The 15556-nt window shown below is 61.8% G+C and carries 12 protein-coding genes; 6 read left to right on the forward strand and 6 right to left on the reverse strand.

Annotated features, from left to right (window positions below; translation table 11 throughout):
* Positions 1–59 precede the first annotated feature (59 nt).
* Positions 60–2285, reverse strand: coding sequence for a CHASE2 domain-containing protein (locus ATO7_RS01115; protein ID WP_083559076.1), 2226 nt, complete (start codon positions 2283–2285; stop codon positions 60–62).
* A gap of 142 nt (positions 2286–2427) precedes the next feature.
* Here ATO7_RS01115 and gspC point away from each other — a divergent pair, with 142 nt between their 5' ends.
* From gspC to gspF, 4 genes are read left to right on the forward strand one after another with little or no spacing between them, the layout of a single operon-like run.
* Positions 2428–3339: a type II secretion system protein GspC gene (gene gspC, locus ATO7_RS01120; RefSeq protein WP_083559077.1), complete on the forward strand. Its 912-nt coding sequence runs from the start codon at positions 2428–2430 to the stop codon at positions 3337–3339.
* Between the two features lie 10 nt (positions 3340–3349).
* The gene (gspD, locus tag ATO7_RS01125; RefSeq protein WP_146680095.1) at positions 3350–5515 is read left to right on the forward strand and encodes a type II secretion system secretin GspD; all 2166 of its coding nucleotides are present in this window, start codon (positions 3350–3352) and stop codon (positions 5513–5515) included.
* On the forward strand, positions 5515–6996 hold the full coding sequence (gspE, locus tag ATO7_RS01130) for a type II secretion system ATPase GspE (RefSeq protein ID WP_083559078.1): 1482 nt from the start codon (positions 5515–5517) through the stop codon (positions 6994–6996). Before gspD ends, gspE begins: the two co-directional genes overlap by 1 nt.
* Positions 6997–7012: 16 nt before the next feature.
* Entirely contained in the window at positions 7013–8230 is a 1218-nt protein-coding gene (gene gspF, locus ATO7_RS01135) for a type II secretion system inner membrane protein GspF (protein ID WP_083559079.1), read from the forward strand.
* A gap of 8 nt (positions 8231–8238) precedes the next feature.
* Here gspF and plsX read toward each other — a convergent pair whose 3' ends face one another.
* The 3 genes from plsX to ATO7_RS01150 form a co-directional block, all read right to left on the reverse strand.
* Entirely contained in the window at positions 8239–9273 is a 1035-nt protein-coding gene (gene plsX / locus ATO7_RS01140; protein ID WP_083559080.1) for a phosphate acyltransferase PlsX, read from the reverse strand.
* A 6-nt stretch (positions 9274–9279) separates the two neighbouring features.
* The gene (rpmF, locus tag ATO7_RS01145; protein ID WP_083560956.1) at positions 9280–9474 is read right to left on the reverse strand and encodes a 50S ribosomal protein L32; all 195 of its coding nucleotides are present in this window, start codon (positions 9472–9474) and stop codon (positions 9280–9282) included.
* Positions 9475–9542: 68 nt separating this feature from the next.
* Positions 9543–9968 (reverse strand): YceD family protein, encoded by a 426-nt coding sequence (locus ATO7_RS01150; protein WP_083559081.1) that lies wholly within the window; start codon positions 9966–9968, stop codon positions 9543–9545.
* Positions 9969–10004: 36 nt separating this feature from the next.
* On the opposite strand from ATO7_RS01150, the gene ATO7_RS01155 reads away from it, so the two are divergent.
* Positions 10005–10610 carry a Maf family protein gene (locus ATO7_RS01155; protein ID WP_083559082.1) on the forward strand — a complete coding sequence of 202 codons (606 nt, stop codon included), beginning with the start codon at positions 10005–10007 and terminating at the stop codon, positions 10608–10610.
* 15 nt (positions 10611–10625) lie between these two features.
* Here the strand turns inward: ATO7_RS01155 and ATO7_RS01160 are convergent, their stop codons facing one another.
* Together ATO7_RS01160 and ATO7_RS01165 are read right to left on the reverse strand one after the other, a co-directional pair.
* On the reverse strand, positions 10626–11288 hold the full coding sequence (locus ATO7_RS01160) for an HAD family hydrolase (RefSeq protein WP_083559083.1): 663 nt from the start codon (positions 11286–11288) through the stop codon (positions 10626–10628).
* 15 nt (positions 11289–11303) lie between these two features.
* Positions 11304–12239: an RluA family pseudouridine synthase gene (locus tag ATO7_RS01165; RefSeq protein WP_158522977.1), complete on the reverse strand. Its 936-nt coding sequence runs from the start codon at positions 12237–12239 to the stop codon at positions 11304–11306.
* A 375-nt stretch (positions 12240–12614) separates the two neighbouring features.
* Between ATO7_RS01165 and rne the strand changes: the two genes are divergently transcribed.
* On the forward strand, positions 12615–15530 hold the full coding sequence (rne, locus tag ATO7_RS01170) for a ribonuclease E (protein WP_083559085.1): 2916 nt from the start codon (positions 12615–12617) through the stop codon (positions 15528–15530).
* The last annotated feature ends 26 nt before the right edge of the window (positions 15531–15556 follow it).

The raw sequence follows: 15556 nt of genomic DNA on the forward strand, positions 1-15556 counted from the left end.
CAATTGTATGACGATTGACGCCCTCTTGGACCCCATCGATCGTTCGATGTTCACGTTCCTCACTTGCTGGTGTGAGTAAAGACACCGTCCCATTCCGGCCCCGGCGGCATGCGCTTGAAGATCTCGATGCGATCCAGATACACCTGATAAATGGGATGTGGATCCGGCCGCGATTTCTGCAACTGGTAGAACTGCAACTCCGCCTCAGACCAGCTTTGATTGCGGTAAGCCAGCAAGGCATCACGGTAGTGCTTGAGCTCCTTGCGCGTCTGTGCATCCAGTTCGGCGCGCACACCCAGCGGCTCAAAAATCCCCACCGGCTCGACCTTGCCCTTGACCCGGACCCGGTCAAGGTCACGGTAGGCCCAGTCATCCACCAGACGACGGGTGCTGTCACCACAAATCACCGACACACCGTACTGCTTGGTCAAACCTTCCAGCCTTGAGCCCAAGTTCACAGCATCACCAAGCACGGTGTATGCCATGCGGAACTGCGAACCCATGTTGCCGACACTCATCACGCCGGTGTTAATCCCCACTCCAATGCGCAGTTCGGGCAGGCCCCGGGCACGAAACTCATCGGCCAGACGGCGCATGCATCCGACCATCTCCAGGGCCGCCTGCAGCGCGCGGCGCGCATGCTGCTCATCCGGCAACGGCGCCCCCCAGAAAGCCATGACGGCATCCCCCATGTACTTGTCGATGGTGCCGCGGTGACGATGGATAACCTCGGTCAGCGGAGTCAGGAACTCGTTCATCAACGCGGTCAATTCCTGCGGCGGCAGACGCTCAGAAATGCTGGTGAAGTTGCGAATGTCGGAAAACAACACGGTCATTTCCCGGCTGTCTGAGCGCATCTCCGCCGCCAGCGTATCCTGGGCCATCTCGCTGACCAGTTCGGGCGGCACATAATGGCCAAACAGGCGCGCCACCTCACGCTTGGCCCGCGCCTCCACGAAATAGCCGTAGGTCATCTGCACCAGCACAAGGATGAACAGGAACAGCAACGGCCCACCCAGCGGCACAACAAAATCTGCGGTGCGCCACAAACCAAACGACAAACCCGCCAGCCCGACCACCATACCGCCAACCATCAGGGTGCCCAGCAACGGCGAAACCCGTGGAAACAGCAGGGTAAAAATCAAACTGATCACCACCAGCATGGTGGTTTCAATACCAACCAGGTAAGGGACCTTGTGCTTGATGCGGTCGTCGAGAATGCCGGAGATGATATTGGCGTGGACTTCGACCCCCGCATAGGCCACGCCCACTGGCGTGGTGCGGTGATCCTTCAAGCCCGGCGCGGTGGTCCCCAGAATCGCAATCCGGCCGCGCAGTGCTTCAGGGTCAACCCGTTGATGCAAGACATCCGAAACAGAGAAGTACGGAAAGCTGCCTTGCGCGCCTCTATAGGGCACCAGGACGGCCACGTTTTCGTCGACCGGCACCCGGTAGGTGCCAACACGCAGATACTCCAGGTTAAGCGCATTGCGCGGACCGCCGCGAGCGTCATATTCCAGTTCAATCTGAGCAGGCTCGCGGGTGTCACTCAATGCCCGCGCCAGAGTCATCAAAGCCAGTGATCCGTAAACCGCGTCATCATGTTGCTGCAGCAGCGGTACGCGCCGGAACACCCCATCACTGTCCAGCGTGGGGTTGTCAAAAAAACCGGCATACGGCGTGGCCGCCTGCAAGGTGTCGAGATTGGCCGTATAACTGGTTGCGCGTATGTAGGAAGCCGGCATCTGGCGCGCATCATCAACCACCGCCGGCGGTAACTGACCAAGCTGCGCTTCTGCACCGCCCAAGCCCTTGAGCACGAAACCCAACACCGGCTCATGGCGCTGCAAAGCGGCCGCGAATACACGGTCGTCATCCCACACCTTGCGCTGTTGACCGATCCAACGCTGCACCCCTTCAAGCTGGCCAACATCCGAGCCCTCCAGAGCCCCTAGCCAGGGCAGGCCGGAATGGCCATCGGGTTCTGGAAACACCGAATCCAGCGCCAGCGCCTGGATGCCATAGTGCTGGTAAAGCACGTCGACCACTGCCCCCAGCTTGCGCCGAGGCCAGGGCCACTGGCCCTCTTCGGCCAGCGATTTTTCGTCGATGTCGATGATCGCAATACGATCGTCAACTTCATTCAGCACACTGGCTCTAACGCGCGCGTCATAGGTCAAGCGCTCGACCTGTTCGATCAAACTGATCGTCCAGAACCCGTTAAGGTGCAGAAGAAAGCCGACGAGTATGAAACTCGTCAGCACAAATCGAATCAGAGTGTGCATCGCGTGCCCCCGGGGCGCTCCCACTGCCAGCCATATTACTTGCCCTGAATTTCGCCGCAAACGCACGCTAAAACAATGAGAAAAGCCGACAAAATCTTTATGATGTCGGGTTTGACTTACGCTACTCGCAGATCGCCCGTCCTTGAACTCGCAACTTTCCCCTCAAACCATCGCCCGGCTGCAGAAAACCGTCCCGCTGCTGGCGGCATTGCTGCTCGCGGTGCTGTTGGGAGTTCAGCTGGCCAAGCTGATCTGGCTGCTGGTGCCAGCACCGGAACAAGGCCTGTGGGCACCACGCCCGGCTGAGCCTGCTCAGGCCTCTGCGGCGCAAAGACCAAGCTCAACCATCAATGTGGCGGCAATACAGCAGGCCAAGCTTTTCGGCGAGTTCCGCCCTGAAGCGGCCATCGCCCAGGCGCAATCCACCGAAGATGCACCGGATACCAACTTGCGTCTGAAATTGCGCGGCATTCTGGCCATGCAGGATGCGGCCGATTCTCGCGCCTTGATCGAGCAAACCCGCGGCGAGCTCAAAGCTTACGCGGTGGGCATGGCGATTCCCGGCGGCGCAGAGCTGCACAGCATTTATGTCGACCGTGTGCTGCTCGAACGCGGCGGCCGGCTGGAAACCTTGCGCCTGGAAAAAGATGAGGTTGTCGACACTTCACCGCGCAACACGGCCTCAGCAACCAGCTCACGAGCGCTTGGCGGCTCCGCCCCCCGCATACTCGACGCGGCCACCTCGGCCAAACTTTCGACCATCCGCAACGAATTGCTCAACGATCCGACCAAGGCCTCGCAATACCTGCGCGTACAGCCGGCCCGAAGCAATGGCGCAATGCGCGGCTACAGAATTTACCCGGGCCGCAACCGCGAACTGTTCCAACAGGCCGGCCTGCGCCCTGGCGACATCGTGACCTCGGTCAACGGTGTCTCGCTGGACGACCCGAGCAAGAGCTTTCAGTTGCTGGGCGATCTGAGCTCAGCCCAACAACTCAATCTGCAAATAGAACGCGGCGGGCAGTTGCAGTCCGTCAGTGTGAATCTCAACTAGTGGTAAATCTATGACTCTGGCGACACACCCGGTGCTGCGACCGGTGATGGCGGGCCTGCTGCTTGGCAGCAGCGCAGCCCTGTTCAGCACGGCAGGCCTGGCCCAGCAAGCGACACAGCCGGTCGGCTCGACCTTGAACCTCAAGGACGCCGACATCGGCACGCTGATCACCACGGTGGGTGAAATCACCGGCCAGAATTTCATTGTCGACCCGCGCGTCAAGGGCCAGGTCACCGTGATCTCGACCACCCCGATGTCGCCCGAAGACATCTACGGCGTGTTCCTGTCGGTGCTGCAAGTGCATGGCTTTGCCGCCGTACCGGCCGGCCCGGTAACCAAGATCGTGCCGGAAGTCGGGGCCAAGCAGGATGGCGGCAGCCACTTTGATTTCTACGGCATGGCCGACGATGAAATCGTCACGCGGGTGATTGAGATCGTCAATGTCCCGGCCGCCCAACTGGTGCCGATTCTGCGCCCGCTGGTGCCGCAATACGGTCATCTGGCGGCGTACTCGCCGTCAAACATGCTGATCATTTCCGACCGTGCGGCCAATGTCGGACGCATGACCGAAATCATCCGTCGCATCGACCAAGGTGGCGATGACGAGGTCGAAGTGATCCGCCTGCGCAATGCATCAGCCGCCGACGTGCAGCAGACACTCAATGGCCTGCTGCAATCGCAGCAGAGCAAGCGTGACCCCAGCCAGCAGCCGATCACGCTGATCGCGGATGAACGCACCAACAGCCTGATCCTGAGCAGCGACAAAGCGCAGCGCATGCGCATTCGCGCCCTTATCGCCCACCTCGACATCCCGCTCGAAGAAGACGGCGACACCCAGGTGATCTACCTGTCCTACGCCGATGCCGAAACCCTGGCACCAATTCTGGAAGGCTATGCCGAGACCCAGACCAACGCCAAGGGCGGCGCCAAGAAGGAAGGCTCTGGCGGCAGCAATCCCGATGTGCGTATCGTGGCCGAGCCCAACACCAATGCGTTGGTCATCACCGCACCGCCGAAGATCATGCGCGGCCTGCGCAGCGTGATCGCCCAACTCGACATCCGCCGCGCCCAGGTGCTGGTCGAGGCCATCCTGGCCGAGGTCAGCATCAACCGCTCACGCCAGCTTGGCATCGATTGGGCGGTATTGAACGATGAACGCATCGCTGCAGCGTCGATCTTCAACCAGAATGTCATCACCGGCGCTGCGGCGGCGGCCAGCGGCAACATCGCCGGCGCAACCGGCTTGCTGCGCACCGGCTTCAATGTCGGTGGCGGCAGCATCAAAGATGACGGCACCAGTTTCGCGCTGCTGCTCAACGCCCTCGCCGGCGATGGTGAAACCAACGTTCTGTCCACACCCTCGCTGGTGACCATGGACAACGAAGAGGCCGAAATCTCGGTGGGCCAGGAAGTGCCCTTCCTGACCGGCTCCTATGGCAACTCGAACACCGGCAGCACGGTCAATCCGTTCCAGACCATTGAGCGCCGTGATGTCGGCCTGACCCTGGGCATCACGCCGCAGATCAACGAAGGCGACACCATCAAGCTGACGATCAAGCAGGAGTCCTCCAACGTCAGTGCTGGCACCGCGGGCGCAGTTGACCTGATCACCAACAAGCGCACCCTCAACACCACGGTCATGGTCGGCAACGGCGACATCCTGGTGCTGGGCGGACTGATTGATGACAACGTCCAGCGCACCGAGCAGAAAGTCCCGATCCTCGGCGACATCCCGCTGCTGGGCGCCCTGTTCCGTTCCAGCAGCGTGGAAAACGCCAAGCAGAACCTGATGATCTTCATCCGCTCGACCATCCTGCGTGACCGCGAGAGCGCCAGCTACTACACCCGCGTCAAATACGATCGTATGCGTCACCTGCAGGATCTGGCCAACGAGCAGCCCATGCGCGTGCTCGGACGCACCCGCGGGCCGGTGCTGGAACAACTGGACGAGCAGTTCGTACCGCCGCCCCAACCAGCACCGGTGGCAAGCCCTGCCCCGGCCCAGGCCGCTGATGACAGTGCCGCCGAGCTGCCGCCCGGCGCCGCTGAAAGTGACACAAACGAGCCGCAAAACAGCGCACCGGTTGCCACACCGCAACCGAGCATGGAGCCGCTGATCAGCACCGAGCCGGTGCTCACACCGCGCAAGAAAATGGGTCGGGGTCACCTGCGCTGATGGACACCGCGCTGCGCCTGCCCTCGTTTGCCTTCGCCAAGCGCCACGGCCTGCTGGTCGGTCAGCTGACCGATGATGGCCACGTGGAGTTGTTCGCGCGCCCGGATGTCGCGCCGGAAGCGCTGCTTGAGATGCAACGCTTCCTGGAATACCCGATCGCACTCAAACCGCTGGCGATCGAAGATTTCGACCGCGCCTTACAACAGCGCTACGAAAACAATTCCAGCGAAACCATGCAGGCCATGCAGGGCCTGGATGATGATGCCGATCTGTCCAGCGTGGCCGAGTCACTGGCCGAACCTCAGGATCTGCTCGAAGCCGATGACGACGCACCGATCATCCGGCTGATCAACGCCATGCTGTCCGAGGCGATCAAGGACAACGCCTCGGATATTCACATCGAGCCGTTCGAGAACCGCCTGGTCGTGCGCTTTCGCGTCGACGGCGTGCTGCGCACCGTGCTGACCCCGCAGCGCGCGCTCACACCGCTGATCGTCTCGCGCATCAAGGTCATGGCCAAACTGGATATCGCCGAAAAACGCCTGCCCCAGGATGGTCGCATCTCGGTCAAGATCGCGGGTCGCCCGGTCGACGTCCGCGTCTCCACCATCCCGTCGGGCCATGGTGAGCGCGTGGTGCTGCGTCTGCTCGACAAACAGGCCGGCCGCCTCGACCTGACCCATCTGGGCATGGAGCCCAAACAGCTCGAGGTGATGAAAGAGCTGATCAAGAAGCCGCACGGCATCATTCTGGTTACCGGCCCCACCGGCTCGGGCAAAACCACCACGCTGTACGCGGCGCTGGCCAGTCTCAACGACAGCTCGCGCAACATTCTCACCGTGGAAGATCCGATCGAGTACTACCTCGACGGGATTGGCCAGACCCAGGTCAACACCAAGGTCGACATGAGCTTCGCGCGTGGCCTGCGTGCCATCCTGCGCCAGGACCCCGACGTGGTCATGGTCGGGGAAATCCGCGACCTGGAAACGGCCGAGATCGGGGTGCAGGCATCACTCACCGGTCACCTGGTGCTGTCGACCCTGCACACCAACACCGCGATCGGCGCGGTTTCGCGTTTGCGCGACATGGGCGTCGAACCGTTCTTGCTCGCCTCCAGCCTGATCGGCCTGATCGCCCAGCGCCTGATCCGTACCCTGTGCCACGATTGCCGGGAAGCCTACACCCCGGATGCCGCGGAGTGCCGGCTGCTCGACATTCCGGCCGACAACCCTCCGCAGATCTACCGTGCGCGCGGCTGTGACAAATGCCGCAACACCGGCTACACCGGACGTAATGGCATACAGGAAGTGATCGCGGTCGACGATGCCATGCGCACCATGATTCACGACGGGGCCTCCGAGCAGACCATGGAAAAGCATGCCCGGCAGCGCTTCCCCAGCCTGCGTGCGGAAGGCCGCGCAAAGATTCTCGAAGGTGTGACCACGATCGAAGAAGTCGTGCGCGTCACCCGCGAAGACTAGGACTCGCCACGACACTATGGGCGCCTACAGCTACACCGCACTGGATGCACGCGGCCGCAACAAGAAAGGCCTGATCGAAGGCGACACGCCGAAGATGGTGCGCGCGCAACTGCGCGAGCGCGGCCTGACCCCGCTGGAAGTGGTCGAGGTCGAGCAGAAATCACGCGGCGGCAGCGGCGGCGGCTTCAATCTGGCCCGGGGTATTTCCGGCACCGAACTGGCCCTGGTCACACGTCAGCTGGCGACCTTGCTGAAATCCGGCCTGCCGCTGGAAGAAACCCTCAAGACCGTGGCCCAGCAGATCGAGGGTCGCCGCACCCAGGGCATCATCATGGGGGTGCGCGCGCGGGTGACCGAAGGCCACACGCTGGCCTCGGCTCTGCGCGAGTTCCCGCATGTGTTCAATCACCTGTACTGCGCCACGGTGGAAGCAGGCGAGCAGTCCGGCCATCTGGACACCGTGCTCGACCGTCTGGCCGACTACGTGGAAAAGCGCCAGGAACTGCAGAAGAAGATTTTCGCCGCCCTGTCCTATCCGATCATCCTGGTGCTGGCCTCGGTGGGCATCGTCAGCTTTCTGCTGGCCAGCGTGGTGCCGCAGGTCATAGGCGTGTTCGACAGCCTGGATGCCGAACTGCCGCCGCTGACCAAAGGCATGATCGCGGCCAGTGACTTTCTGCGCGATCACTACATCGCGCTGGGCATCGTTCTGCTTGTGCTGGTGGTTGGCTGGCAATTCCTGATGCGCCGACCCGCCGCCAAGTACCGCTGGCACGCCGTTCAGTTGCGCTTGCCACTGTTCGGCAAACTCATCCGCGGGGTCAATGCCGGCCGTTTCACCCGCACCTTCAGCATTCTGGTTTCCAGTGGCGTACCGGTGCTGGAAGCCCTGGATATCTGTTCACGCGTGGTGCAGAACATTCCGATGCAGGAACTGATCAAGTCTGCCGCGGTGAAAGTGCGTGAAGGCGCGCCGATTCACCGCTCGCTGGCGGCCGGACGTCTGTTTCCACCGATCACCCTCAACCTGATTGCCAACGGCGAGGCCTCCGGCCAGCTCGACGAAATGCTTGAGCGTGCCGCACACAATCAGGAACTCGAGGTCGACACCATCATCTCGGCGATCATGGGGGTGCTGGGACCGGCCTTGATTTTGATGATGGCGGGTATCGTGCTGACCATCGTGCTGGCCATCATGCTGCCGATCTTCGACATGAACCAGCTGGTTCAGTAAGGCGCTGCTTAGCTCGGGTTATCGAGATTGGCCGCCACATCGGGCAGCAAATGCGCTTCGACCTGGTCGCGAATGCTTTCGGTGACCCGCGCATGACATTCCAGCACGGCAATATGAATGGCATTTTCCAGCGACATGGCATCGGCGCTGCCGTGTGACTTGATCACGATCCCATTCAAGCCGAGCAAGCTGGCGCCGTTGTAGGCTCGCGGATCAACCCGCTTGCGAAAGCGCTGCAGCACGCCATAGCTGGCCAGCGCCGCAAGCTTGCTGAGCAGGCCGCGCCGGTACTCTTCGCCCAGGAAATCAGCAATCAGGCGCGACACGCCTTCCATGCTCTTGAGCGCAACATTGCCGGAAAAACCGTCACAGACCACCACATCCACATTGCCCAGGAAGATGTCGGTCCCTTCCACATAGCCGATGTAGTTGAGATCACTCTGGCTCAACATGGCGGCAGCCGATTTGATCGACTGGGTGCCTTTGATGTCTTCGGAGCCAATATTGAGCAGACCAACCCGCGGATCTTGCAGATTCGACACCGCACGGGCCAGCACAGCGCCCATCACGGCAAACTGATACAGGTGCTCGGGGCTGCACTCGGCGTTGGCGCCAAGGTCCAGCATATGGGTGTGCCCGTTGCGCGACGGCAACTTGGACACAATTGCCGGGCGGTCGACCCCGGGCAGGGTCTTGAGCACGAAACGCGCGGTGGCCATCAGGGCGCCGGTGTTCCCGGCACTGACACAGGCCTGAGCCGTGCCAGCGTGGACCAGATTGATGGCCACGCGCATGGAGGAGTCTTTCTTGCCGCGCAGCGCTTTGGCCGGCTCCTCATCCATGCCCACAATCTCGCTGGCCGGCTCGACGCGCACGCGCGGGTGCGCCTGCAAGCCGTGCTTGGCCATGGCCGCCTCAAGTACCGACGGCTGGCCGACCAAGATCAACTCCAGCGAGGGGTGCCGCTCCAGCGCTCGGCGGGCGGCAGGTACGGTGACGTCAACGCCGACGTCACCGCTCATCGCGTCTAGCGCGATGATCATGCCGTCTTAGATGTCGTCTTCAGCGACTTCCGGCTTTTCAATCACGCGACGACCACGGTAGAAACCGTCCTTGGTCACATGATGACGCAGGTGCATTTCGCCGCTGGTCGGATCTTCCGACAGCGTGGGTGCACTCAGGGCATCGTGAGAACGACGCATGTCGCGCTTGGAACGGGTTTTACGGTTCTGTTGAACGGCCATCACGGCCTCCTTGGCTTCAAATTCTGCGACGCGTGCGCTTGCGCGCATCCGCCACACGGTTATCTCTTCTACGACTGAGCCGGAGGCTCACACGTACCATCGGCATGACGCGGCGTCATCGGCAGCGCCAATATCGATTCATCGCGGGCCAGCTCGTGCAAATGCACGCGCCCACCACGAGCGATGTAAATGTCCAGCGCGGTTTCAATCCGCTCGGCCTGCTCCTCGCTGTCCACCAGTTCAAGTAGGAATTGGGCATTCCAAACCTGATCCATAGGTTGCAAACAACGCTGACACAGCATTTCGCTTTGGCCTTGCAGATCACCCTTGAGTGCCAGCCGACCAGACGGTGCTTGCGTGATGTCCAGCGTCAGCTGCACACTCGCTCCGCCCGCAGGCCAGCCGTCCAGATCCGACAACGGCACCGTTCCGGCAAGTTGCTGGCCAGGTGCCAGCCGTATCAGGTCAACCCAAGCGGGCAATCGATCGCGCATGGCGCGCGGATTCTAGTGATTTGTGGTGAAAAGTCAATGAATTCCGACAATTCAAAGGCCCAGGAACTGGTCCTCGCCTCCTCCTCGCGCTACCGCCGCGCACTGCTGCAACGCCTTGGCCTGCGCTTTATTGCAGCCAGCCCCGACGTCGATGAATCACCTCAGGTTGATGAAGACATTTCGCGCATTACGCAGCGCTTGGCCCAAGCCAAGGCCGCAGCGCTGCGCCCGCGCTTTCCGCAGGCCTGCATCATTGGCAGCGATCAACTCTGCGTCACCACCGGCCCCTCGCCCACATTGCTGGGCAAACCAGGCACGCGCGACGCGGCCGTTCAACAACTGCAAACCTTGTCAGGAAGAACCGTTCACTTCCACACCGCGGTGTGCGTGCTGCAACAGCAACATGTGCGACTGGCCAGCGACATCACCCAGGTGAGATTTCGCGAGCTAACCCCATCGGAGATCGAGCGCTACCTTGATGCCGAACCCGAGGCCATTCATTGCGCCGGCAGCTTCATGTCGGAGGCGCTGGGCATCAGCCTGTGCGAAACCATCAGCAGCGATGATCCCAGCGCCCTGATCGGCTTGCCTTTGATCGCTACCGGGCGACTGCTACGCGAGGCTGGCTACGCAATACCGTAAGGCCGCTCTGAGGCACTAACAACGCGCGCGCATCCACGCCGGCAGCTTATCCAGGCTGTCGAGCACGCTCAGCGCCCCCGCCTCAGCCAGCTCGTCCACCTCGTGCACCCCCCAGCCCACCGCAACTGCATCCATGCCGGCCTGACGCGCCATCTCCATGTCATAGGTGGTGTCACCAATCATTAGCGCCTGCTGCGGCAGCAGCTGCAGCTCGTCGAGCAACTCATGCAGCATCTTGGGGCTTGGCTTGGGCTCGGTTTCGTCTGCACAGCGCGTCGCGACAAAACGCGCCGACCAGCCAGTGCTATCCAGGGCTTTGTCGAGCCCACGACGGCTTTTGCCAGTGGCCACCGCAAGCTGACGATGTGCCCCGGCCAGCTCATCCAGCATCGCCTCGACACCTGGAAAAACCTGCCCATAAACCTGCGGGCGTGCGCCAAAGCGACGCCGGTACTCATCCGCCACCTGGAGCAACGCACCGCGCTCTATTTCCGGAAACAGTCGAGTGAAGGCGTCTTCCAGCCCCAGCCCGATCATGCGACGCACACTGCGGTCATCACGCGACGGCAGCTTCATCGCGCCAATCGCCTGTTGAATCGCGTCCACGATATCGCCCGCTGAATCCATCAGCGTGCCGTCCCAGTCGAAAATCACCAACTTATAAGGAGAATTCTGCATAACGTTTCGGGGTCTTCAGGATTGCGCCGTAATCACGGCTTCAAACGACTCAGGCAAGGGGGCACTGACATCCAGGCTGCGTCCGCCCAGCTCCAGCTGCAGTGCGCACGCATGCAGGCACAAGCCTGGGCGCATCGGCAATTCGAGCGCCGCATCCAGCGCGCGCCGTCCATATTTTGCGTCGCCGACAACCGGATGCCCGGCGTCTGCCGTTTGCACCCGGATCTGGTGCATGCGCCCCGTTTCGATGCGTATCTCCAGCAGGCTGGTGGCACGCAACCACTGCACCTTGTCAATGTAGGTCAGCGCCCGCTTGTTCGGCGCATCATCCCCGGATGCAACACGCCGCTCACCACTGCCATCACGATATTTGCCCAGACGACTCTCCAGCTGGCATTGCTGTTCAGACCAGCGCCCATGCACCAGACTCTGGTACTGCTTGCGTATGCTCCCGGCATCGTGCGCGCGCTGAAACTCATGCTGTAATTCGCGCCGCGCCACCAGAAGCAGGCAACCACTGGTCTCGCGATCCAAACGATGGACCAGTTGCCAACGCTCACCCCACAGCGCCCGAGCCGCATCGATCAGGCCGAAACGCACACCGGAACCGGCATGCACAGCCATGCCTGCGGGCTTATTCACCACCAGAACGTCGTCGTCGCGGTACAACACCGCATCGCTCAAAGTCTGCGTCATACCATCCGGCACGGGGCCGGCGTGGTCCTCGGTGTCACGCCGCACCGGTGGCACACGCACGCTGTCCCCTGCAGCGAGCCGCGAGGACGGCTTTGCCCGCCCCTTGTTAACCCGCACCTCGCCGCTGCGAATGATGCGGTAGATTCGGCTTTTCGGCACGCCTTTGAGGCGCGCCAGCAGCCAGTTATCGAGACGCTGACCCGTTTCGTCCTCGCCAACGCTTAAATATGAAACTTTCGCAATATTCTGTGGCACAATAGCCGTCCATCGGATGTCAGCACCTTAACGGTGCCGGATTTGCGCAGGCTTTTCAGAACGATAAAAACTGATCCTGCTGCCGCGAACCGAATGATACGCACCCGATCGCGCATGAGGCAGTTCCTGCCGGTTTTTGTAATCACCCTGGATGCTGTCGCATGAGCGCTATGCCGTGCTGATCAGCGCGCTGCGGCCTTTTTGGTCTCCCCACGCTTGGCACGAATCGCGGCTGCATAACCCTTGTGGTTTGCGCTGCGAATACAACCGCTGGAGCCGGCAGGATGCCGGGTCTGGCTTTGAGCAACGAATTAACCGCGCTCCCCGCGGCGGCCACAAGCCCCTGGGTCAGAGCGCCAAGGACAATACGACAACATGAAACGCATTCTGGTGAATGCCACGCAGCCTGAAGAGCTGCGTCTGGCGATCGTCGATGGTCAGCGTCTGCTTGACCTGGATTTGGAGTCCCCCGGCCGCGAACAGCGCAAGGCCAACATCTACAAGGGACGCATCACGCGGGTTGAACCCAGTCTCGAAGCGGCCTTCGTCGACTACGGCGTAGACCGCCACGGCTTCCTGCCGATGAAGGAAATCTCCAAGGAGTTTTTCCAGAAAGAGCCGGAAGACGGCAAGCTGCAGATCAAGGACCTGATCAAGGAAGGTCAGGAAATCATCGTTCAGGTCGAGAAAGAAGAACGTGGCAACAAGGGCGCCGCCCTGACCACCTTCATCTCTCTGGCCGGTCGCTACCTGGTGCTGATGCCGAACAATCCGCGCGCCGGTGGCGTGTCGCGGCGTATTGAAGGCGACGACCGCTCGGAGCTGCGCGATGCCCTGGCCCAGCTGGAACTGCCTGACGGCATGGGCGTCATCGCTCGCACTGCGGGTGTTGGTCGCACCGCCGAAGAGCTGCAGTGGGACGTGAACTACCTGGTCGAGTTGTGGGAAGCCATGACCAAAGCGACCAGCGAGCGCAAAGGCCCGTTCCTGGTTTATCAGGAATCCAACATCATCATTCGCGCGCTGCGCGACTACCTGCGCCCGGACATCGGCGAGATCGTCGTCGACAATCCGGAAATCTACCAGCAGGCGATGGACTTCATGCAGGCGGTGATGCCGCAGCTGCAAAACAAACTCAAACTGTACAGCGACACCATCCCGCTGTTCTCGCGCTACCAGATCGAAAGCCAGATCGAGACCGCGCACCAGCGTGAGGTGCGCCTGCCCTCCGGTGGCGCCCTGGTTATTGATGCCACCGAGGCGCTGACCTCCATCGATATCAACTCGGCGCGCTCGACCGGCGGCGGCAACATCGAGGAAACGGCGCTCAATACCAATCTGGAAGCGGCCGATGAAATCGCTCGCCAGTTGCGTCTGCGTGACTTGGGTGGCCTGGTGGTCATCGATTTCATCGACATGGGCCCGAACAAGAACCAGCGCGAGGTGGAAAACCGCCTGCGTGATGCGGCCAAGATGGACCGTGCGCGGGTACAGATGAGCCGCATCTCACGCTTCGGCCTGCTCGAGATGTCGCGCCAACGCCTGCGCCCCTCGCTCAGCGAGCACGCCCATATCACCTGCCCGCGCTGCGAAGGCCACGGCACCATCCGCACGGTGGAGTCGCTGGCCCTGCAGATCCTGCGCCTGATCGAGGAAGAGTCGCTGAAAGACCGGACTGCGCGGGTGATCGCCCAGTTGCCGGTGTCGGTTGCTGTGTTCCTGCTGAATGAAAAGCGCACGGCGCTGACCGATATCGAAAATCGCTCTGGCTGCCGTCTCTCGCTGGTTGCCAACCCGAACTTTGAAACCCCGCATTACGAAATCAAACGTGTGCGCGGCGATCAGCTCAAGACTGACGACAATGACGTGTTGAGCCACGAGTTGCTCAGCCAGGCCAGCGTCAGTGAAGACGTGGCGGAAGAAAAACGCCCGACCAAAGCCCAATTGCAGAAACCCGCAGTCAGTGCCTTCCTGCCCTCGCAGCCTGCCCCGGCCCCGGCCGCAAAAGCCGAAGAGCCGAGCGCACCAGAAGCCGTAAGCCCGGGCCTGATCGCTCGTCTGATCGAAGCCTTGCTCAAGTTGTTCAAACCCGCTGAAAAGCCGCCTGCTCGCGACGCCAATAGCAAGAAGAGCGACGGGCGCCGTCGCGACGGTCAACGCGCATCTGCAAGCCGTGGCAATGGCAACGGCAACAGCAAACGGGGCGCCAACAACAAGCGCGGCGCCGGCAACGGTCGACGCAACAACAACAATCGCGACGACCGCGGGCGTCGTGATGACAAACTGATCACCAATCGCGCCACCCCTGAAGAGCTTGCCAGTGGCAAGGCCGGCGAAGCCAAAGGCAAGGGACGTGGCAAATCCCAAAGTAAGGATGGCAGCAAAGACGCGCGCAACAGCGCCAGCGGCGATGCTGCAGCCAAGCCGAAAGACGGCAACCAGAACACAAACCCGGCTGCCGAGGGCGACGACAAGCCCAAGAGTTCACGTCGGCGGGGACGCCGCGGAGGCCGTCGTCGTCGTAGTGGCGACCGCAACCCGGCGGAAAACACCGAGAACACGCAGAGCGCCGAAGGTAAAGCCGGAAGCGATGCCCCGGCCAGCCCCGAGCAAGGGCGTGAAACGCCAGCCGCCGCAAGTGCGCCAGCGGCTGGCAAAGGCGATGCCGACGCAAGCTCAGACAAGCCACCACGCACGCGCAGCCGTCGCAGCAGCAAGCCCAAAGCGGGTGCAGGTGAAGGCGACACCACGGCCAGCAAGGTGAGCAGCCAAGACGCAGCAGAGGCAACGCCTAAAGCCAGCAGCCCTGCTCAGGAGCATGCACCAGCTAAAGCCTCAGCCCCTGTGGAAGCCGCTCAGCCTGCCAAGAAGGAAAGCAGTGCCGCAGCGCCGTCTACCCCGCCTGCAAGCCCGAAGGACACCGCCACGGCTAGCACGGCACAGCAAGACAAGCCTGTGAAGCCAGCAAGCCCGGTGGTGGAAAAAGCACCGAGCGCAACAGCACCAAGCCGCGAGGCTGCAAAACCCTCAGCCGTGGAAGCCAAACCGGCGACACCTGCTGCCACACCGGCGCCGAAGGCCAATACCGAAGCACCAGCCGCTGCACCGACCGCAAAGCCTAAAACCGAGGTGCCAGCCGCTGCGAGCAAACCGAGCCCGGAACCGGCCAGCAAGCCAGCAGCCGCCAAACCGGCCTTGAAGATGGTCGAGACACGCACGGATTTGCCGGCCAAGCCACAGTCCTCAGGTGGCGACAGCAAGCCGCGCGCAACAACCGATAGCGAGTCTTAAGTCTGAATCAAGCAACGCGGTGTTCG

It is taken from the genome of Oceanococcus atlanticus, from assembly GCF_002088235.1.
Classification (GTDB): domain Bacteria; phylum Pseudomonadota; class Gammaproteobacteria; order Nevskiales; family Oceanococcaceae; genus Oceanococcus; species Oceanococcus atlanticus.